Raw genomic sequence first — 6,032 nt, 5'->3', positions numbered from 1 at the left:
ACTTCTTCTGCGGCTGGCCCTGCACGCGCCAGTACTGGTGCACGAGGCGCAGCACGGTGTCGTTGCCTTCCGAGCCGCTGTTGCAATAGAAGAAGTGGTTGAAGCCCTTCGGCGTGACTTCCGCGAGCATCGCGGAGAGTTCGATCACCGGCGGGTGCGTGGTCTTGAAGAAGGTGTTGTAGAACGGCAGTTCCTGGATCTGGCGATACGCGGCGTCGGCGAGTTCCTTGCGGCCGTAGCCGACGTTCACGCACCAGAGGCCGGCCATCCCGTCGATGACCTTGTTGCCGTCCGAGTCCCACAGGTAGACGCCGTCGGCCTTCACGATCACGCGGCTGCCCGCGCGGTTCAGCGCGCCCATGTCCGAGAACGGGTGGATGTGGTGCGCGGCGTCGAGCGCGCGGTATTCGGCGGTCGAGCGCGCCTGCGTCGTGCGCGGTGCGGCGGCCGGCGCGGCGGGCTGGATCCAGGCAGATTCGTTGCGGTACGTCATGTTTCCTCCGTGTTTCCGTATTCGGTTGTGTGCACGCTCAGACGTGCAGCAGCAGATGGCGGCGTTCCCACGAGCTGATCACGCGGAAGAACGCTTCGTATTCGGTTTCCTTCAGCGCGAAATACGCCTTCAGGAACTTGTGGCCGAGGATCTCGCCGAGCGGCTCGCACGCGGCCATCAGCGTCAGCCCTTCCTCGAGGTTGCGCGGCAGCTGGTACGGCAGGTCGTAGCCGTCGCTGACGAGCGGCTCGGTCGGTTCCAGGCGCTGCGTCATGCCGAGGTAGCCGGCCGCGAGCGTCGCGGCGAGCGCGAGGTACGGGTTGCAGTCGACGCCCGGGATCCGGTTCTCGATGCGGCGCGCCGACGGGCCCGAGTGCGGGATGCGGAAGCCGACCGTGCGGTTGTCGTAGCCCCATTGCACGTTGATCGGCGCGGCCATGAAGCGCGACAGGCGGCGATACGAGTTGATGTACGGCGCGAAGATCGGCATCAGCGCCGGCGTGTACTTCTGCAGCCCCGCGAGGTAGTTGTAGAACATCGACGTCGCGCCGCCGGTTTCGGGCGACGTGAACAGGTTCTGGCCCGTTTCCTCGTCGACGATGCTCTGGTGCACGTGCATCGCCGAACCCGGTTCGTCTTCCATCGGCTTGGCCATGAACGTCGCGTACATGTTGTGACGCAGCGCGGCCTCGCGCACCGTGCGCTTGAACAGGAACACCTGGTCGGCCAGCGACAGCGCGTCGCCGTGCATGAAGTTGATCTCCATCTGCGCGGCGCCGACTTCGTGGATCAGCGTGTCGATGTCGAGGTTCTGCGATTCGCAGTACTCGTAGATGTCCTCGAACAGCGGGTCGAACTCGTTGACGGCCTCGATCGAATACGACTGGCGGCCCGTTTCCGGGCGGCCCGTGCGGCCGACCGGCGGACGCAGCGGCAGGTCGGGATCCTTGTTCATGTCGACCAGGTAGAACTCGAGCTCGGGCGCGACGACGGGCTTCCAGCCCTTCGCCTTGTACAGGTCGAGCACGCGGCGCAGCACGTAGCGCGGCGAGATCTCGACCGGCGAGCCGTCGAAGTGCACGCAGTCGTGGATCACCTGCGCGGTCGGGTCGACGGCCCACGGAATCAGGCGGATCGTCGACGTGTCGGGCACGCACACCATGTCGGGGTCGGTCACGCCGGTCAGCGAACCGTCTTCCGGATATTCGCCGGTGACGGTCTGCACCATCACGGCTTGCGGCAGGCGCATCGATTCGCCGGACGTGAACTTGTTGCGGGGCGTGATCTTGCCGCGCGCGATGCCGGCCATGTCGGGAATGATCGCTTCGATCTCGGTGATCCGGTACTGCTTCAGGAAATCTTCGATGTCTTGCATGTCTGTTCTCGTTGGTTGGGTCGGCGCGCTCAGGCGAGCGCGGCGGCGGCCGTGGCGCGCGTGCGGGCGGCACGGCGCGCGCGGCAGGCATCGCCGAAGGCGCGGAAGATCGCGCTCGACAGCGGGTCCTGCGCATGCCGCCATTCCGGGTGCCACTGCACGGCGAGGGCGAAAGCCGGTGCATCGACGACGCTCACGGCTTCGATCAGGCCGTCCGGCGCGACGGCTTCGACGGCGAGGCCGGAGCCGAGCTGCGCGATGCCCTGCTTGTGCAGCGAGTTCACGTGCACTTCGTCGCGGCCGCCGGCGAGCGCGTGCAGCTTGCCGCCGGGCGTCAGTCGCACGACGTGCGCGGGGCCGTATTGCGTGTCCATCGGCGCGTCGTCGTCCTCGCGGTGATCGGCGAAGCCCGGCACTTCATGCACGCGCTGGTGCAGCGTGCCGCCGCAGACGACGTTCAGCTCCTGGAAGCCGCGGCAGACTGCGAGCACCGGCACGCCCGCGGCGATCGCCGCGCGCAGCAGCGGCAGCGTCGTCGCATCGCGGGCCGGGTCGTGCTTCGTGCCGGGTGCGCTCGGTTCGCCGCCGTACAGGTGCGGCTCGACGTTCGAGTAGCTGCCGGTGAACAGCAGGCCGTCGACCGTGTCGAGGATGTCGTCGGTCGACTGGCGCTCGCCGAGCGCGGGCAGCACCATCGCGAGCGCCTGCGCGCCGTCGACGATCGCGGCGACGTATTTGTCGCCGACCGTATGCGACGCGTGTGCGCCGATCTGCGTGAGGTCGGCGGTGATGCCGACGAGTGGTTTCCTTCTTTCCATGACGTCAATCAGTTATCCGGAGGGTTGTCGCGTATGTCTTGCCGGATGTGGCGAAACGCCGGCGTGCAACAGCCCCGCAGCCTGGCGCAAAGCGCAAGGCCGCTGGTGAATGGGCGCAACGGGATGGCGTGGCGATCCGCGCTGCGCGCGACGATCAGGCCGTCGTTCGTTTCATTGCGATACGCGACGCGGCAACGAATGCGCGAACGCGTTCCGTCACCGCATGGACCATGCGGTTGGCGAATCAGCAGACGAAACGAACGACGTAAAGAAAGGAGAGGCGCTACGGCAGCAGCGACGCCACTTCGTCGGTATCGACGGCGACGAATGCGCGTGCGGAAACGGCGTTGTGGCGCCGAACGGAACGACGGGAAAGGATGGTGTAGATCGACAGATGCTGCAGGCGAGGACTATGCCAGCCGCAACTGCCATCGGAAGGGGATGCCGCGCTGCGCGAACTTCGCGCCACGCTTCGATCCCACCTCACCAGAGGGCCACGGACTCTCACGATTACACTCGACTGGGTTGTTGAAAGTATTGAACACCCGACCGTTTCGACGCACTGGGCGTTTAAAATAATCAAGGCGCCGGTTACGCGTCATTTACATCGAAGGGCATCAATTTTTGCGTTGCAATAACGCTTTTTGCTGCCGATGAACGCTTGATGACGCGAACCTGAGAGCCAGCATATACGAGCCAAAAACGGCGTCAAATGTTTTTTAACGGTGTTGCATCAGGGCTTTCCCGAGCAGTGCAAACAAAAGATTCGCAAACGGAATAATCGACGGGGTGTTCATTATTTCGAACGCCTTTCAGGGTTTTCCCCGCTGATGTGCGGCATAAAGTGATTAGAATATTCAACGGCTGTCCACTGCGTCGTTTCACTTTGTCATCGCACCTATCGTGTCCGAAACCGAATCGATGTCCACCGAAGTCGCCGAGCGCCTGCGTTTCGTGCGCAACAAGCATGGCCTGTCGCAGCGCGAACTCGCGAAGCGGGCCGGCGTGACCAACGGCACGATCTCGCTGATCGAACAGGGCCGCGTGAGCCCGTCGGTCGGCTCGCTGAAGAAGCTGCTGGAATGTATCCCGATGAGTCTCGCGGAGTTCTTCACGTTCGAGCTCGTCGAATCGCGTTCGGTCGTGTCGCGCCGCGACGAGATGCCGAACCTCGGCAACGACACGCTCGCGTTTCATCTGGTCGGCGCGAGCGTGAAGGACCGCAACATGTGCATCCTGCGCGAGGTCTACCAGCCGCACGCCGATACGGGGCCCGAGATGCTCGTGCACGCAGGGCACGAGGGCGGCGTGGTCGTGTCGGGCCGGCTCGAGCTGACCGTCGACGGCGCGACGTGGCTGCTCGACCCCGGAGACGGCTATTACTTCGAAAGCCGTTTGCCGCACCGTTTTCGCAATCCCAGCGCGGACCTGATCTGCGAGGTCGTCTCGGCCAATTCGCCGGCGACCTTCTGACCTCCCGACCGCGCATCACCGCATTCGCTGCCGGCCGGCTGCGCGTCACGCGCAGCGGCGCGTCGCATCGCGAATGCCAAAAAACTGAGGCATCCTGATGAACAAGTTGACTTTAGCTGACTGGCAGGACAAGGCGGCGTCGCTCGAGATCGAAGGGCGCGCATTCATCGACGGCGCGTCGCGCGACGCGCACGGCGGCAAGACGTTCGACTGCGTGAGCCCGATCGACGGCCGCGTGCTCGCGAAGGTCGCCGATTGCGGCGAAGCCGACGTGAACGCGGCCGTCGCGGCGGCGCGTCGCGCGTTCGACGCGGGCGTGTGGGCCGGGCTGAACCCGCGTGCGCGCAAGGCCGTGCTGCTGCGCTGGGCCGGGCTGATGCGCGAGCACCTCGACGAGCTGTCGCTGCTCGAAACGCTCGACGCGGGCAAGCCGATCGGCGACACGACGACGGTCGACGTGCCGGGCGCCGCGTATTGCGTCGAATGGTTCGCGGAAGCGATCGACAAGGTGGGCGGCGAGGTCGCGCCGGCCGATCATCATCTCGTCGGTCTCGTCACGCGCGAGCCGGTCGGCGTGGTGGCCGCCGTCGTGCCGTGGAACTTCCCGATCCTGATGGCCGCATGGAAATTCGGCCCCGCGCTCGCGGCCGGCAACAGCGTCGTGCTGAAGCCGTCGGAGAAATCGCCGCTGACCGCGATCCGCGTCGCACAGCTCGCGTACGAAGCCGGCATTCCGGCGGGCGTGTTCAACGTCGTACCGGGGGCCGGCGAGCCCGGCAAGCTGCTCGCGCTGCATCGCGACGTCGACTGCATCGCATTCACCGGCTCGACGGCAGTGGGCAAGCTGATCATGCAGTACGCCGCGCAGTCGAACCTGAAGCGCGCGTGGCTCGAGCTCGGCGGCAAGTCGCCGAACATCGTGCTGCCCGATTGTCCCGATCTCGACCGCGCGGCGCAGGCGGCCGCCGGCGCGATCTTCTACAACATGGGCGAGATGTGCACGGCCGGCTCGCGGCTGCTCGTGCATCGCGACATCAAGGATGCGTTCATCGAGAAGCTCGTCGCGGCCGCGCGTGCGTACGTGCCCGGCAATCCGCTCGATCCGTCGGTGTCGATGGGCGCGATCGTCGACGGCATCCAGCTCGAGCGTGTGCTCGGCTATATCGAGGCCGGGCGCAGCGAGGGCCGGCTCGTCACCGGCGGTGCGCGCGTGAAGGCGGAAACGGGCGGCTTCTACGTGGAGCCGACGGTGTTCGAGGTGAAGCCGGATGCGAGGATCGCACGCGAGGAAATCTTCGGGCCCGTGCTGTCGGTGATCGTGTTCGACGACGTCGACGAGGCCGTGCGGATCGCGAACGATACCGAGTACGGGCTGGCCGCGGCCGTGTGGACGTCGAACCTGACGACCGCGCACGACGTGTCGCGCCGGCTGCGGGCGGGCACCGTCTGGGTGAACTGCTACGACGAAGGCGGCGACATGAACTTCCCGTTCGGCGGCTACAAGCAGTCGGGCAACGGCCGCGACAAGTCGCTGCACGCGCTCGAGAAGTACACCGAACTGAAGTCGACGCTGATCCGGCTGCGCTGATGCACTGCGGGGCGCGGGCGCAGCGCCGTACGGCGTGTGCCCGCGCTCGCGTTGTGCGTAAGTTATGCGCTGCGCAGCGCGGGGTGGAAGCCGGCGGCTTCGATGATCGACTGCACGCGCTCGGCGCCTTGCGCCGACTCGACCTTGACGATCTTCGCCGCGACGTCGATGTCGAGCTTCGCGGCGGGATCGGCGGCCGTCACCGCGCGCGTGATTGCATTGGCACAGCCGCCGCAGGTCATGTCCTGGACTTCGAATTCCATCGTGTTCTCCTGAGTTGACGAT

At 65.9% G+C, this 6,032-nt stretch carries 7 protein-coding genes; 2 read left to right on the top strand and 5 right to left on the bottom strand.

Features of this window, described 5'->3' with window-relative positions; genetic code table 11:
* From ABIC51_RS37560 to ABIC51_RS37545, 4 genes are all read right to left on the bottom strand, one after another.
* Nucleotides 1–493, bottom strand: a 493-nt coding sequence (locus ABIC51_RS37560) for an aminotransferase class III-fold pyridoxal phosphate-dependent enzyme (protein ID WP_354006971.1), incomplete at its 3' end; no start/stop codon positions are given.
* Between the two features lie 37 nt (nucleotides 494–530).
* Complete coding sequence (locus tag ABIC51_RS37555; protein WP_027788944.1) at nucleotides 531–1,868, bottom strand: glutamine synthetase family protein; 1,338 nt, start codon at nucleotides 1,866–1,868, stop codon at nucleotides 531–533.
* Nucleotides 1,869–1,897: 29 nt separating this feature from the next.
* A complete protein-coding gene (locus tag ABIC51_RS37550) occupies nucleotides 1,898–2,686 on the bottom strand; it encodes a gamma-glutamyl-gamma-aminobutyrate hydrolase family protein (RefSeq protein WP_354006970.1) in 789 nt (262 codons plus the stop codon).
* A 283-nt stretch (nucleotides 2,687–2,969) separates the two neighbouring features.
* Nucleotides 2,970–3,194 carry a hypothetical protein gene (locus ABIC51_RS37545; protein WP_072437498.1) on the bottom strand — a complete coding sequence of 75 codons (225 nt, stop codon included), beginning with the start codon at nucleotides 3,192–3,194 and terminating at the stop codon, nucleotides 2,970–2,972.
* Nucleotides 3,195–3,607: 413 nt separating this feature from the next.
* On the opposite strand from ABIC51_RS37545, the gene ABIC51_RS37540 reads away from it, so the two are divergent.
* Together ABIC51_RS37540 and ABIC51_RS37535 are read left to right on the top strand one after the other, a co-directional pair.
* Entirely contained in the window at nucleotides 3,608–4,159 is a 552-nt protein-coding gene (locus tag ABIC51_RS37540; RefSeq protein ID WP_059490496.1) for a cupin domain-containing protein, read from the top strand.
* A gap of 97 nt (nucleotides 4,160–4,256) precedes the next feature.
* Nucleotides 4,257–5,747: an aldehyde dehydrogenase gene (locus ABIC51_RS37535; protein ID WP_175898134.1), complete on the top strand. Its 1,491-nt coding sequence runs from the start codon at nucleotides 4,257–4,259 to the stop codon at nucleotides 5,745–5,747.
* A 62-nt stretch (nucleotides 5,748–5,809) separates the two neighbouring features.
* Here ABIC51_RS37535 and ABIC51_RS37530 read toward each other — a convergent pair whose 3' ends face one another.
* Nucleotides 5,810–6,010: a heavy-metal-associated domain-containing protein gene (locus tag ABIC51_RS37530; RefSeq protein WP_059695248.1), complete on the bottom strand. Its 201-nt coding sequence runs from the start codon at nucleotides 6,008–6,010 to the stop codon at nucleotides 5,810–5,812.
* Nucleotides 6,011–6,032 lie beyond the last annotated feature (22 nt).

It is taken from the genome of Burkholderia sp. 572 (assembly GCF_040545135.1).
GTDB classification, from domain to species: domain Bacteria; phylum Pseudomonadota; class Gammaproteobacteria; order Burkholderiales; family Burkholderiaceae; genus Burkholderia; species Burkholderia cepacia.
Note: the sequence above shows the minus strand (reverse complement) of the source record. Positions and strands in the feature narration are given on the sequence as shown.

What these genes read in the sequence shown, in the direction of transcription:
- ABIC51_RS37555 (WP_027788944.1), bottom strand. Translation starts at nt 1,868, where the DNA reads ATGCAAGACATCGAAGATTTCCTGAAGCAGTACCGGATCACCGAGATC.
- ABIC51_RS37550 (WP_354006970.1), bottom strand. Translation starts at nt 2,686, where the DNA reads ATGGAAAGAAGGAAACCACTCGTCGGCATCACCGCCGACCTCACGCAG.
- ABIC51_RS37540 (WP_059490496.1), top strand. Translation starts at nt 3,608, where the DNA reads ATGTCCACCGAAGTCGCCGAGCGCCTGCGTTTCGTGCGCAACAAGCAT.
- ABIC51_RS37535 (WP_175898134.1), top strand. Translation starts at nt 4,257, where the DNA reads ATGAACAAGTTGACTTTAGCTGACTGGCAGGACAAGGCGGCGTCGCTC.
- ABIC51_RS37530 (WP_059695248.1), bottom strand. Translation starts at nt 6,010, where the DNA reads ATGGAATTCGAAGTCCAGGACATGACCTGCGGCGGCTGTGCCAATGCA.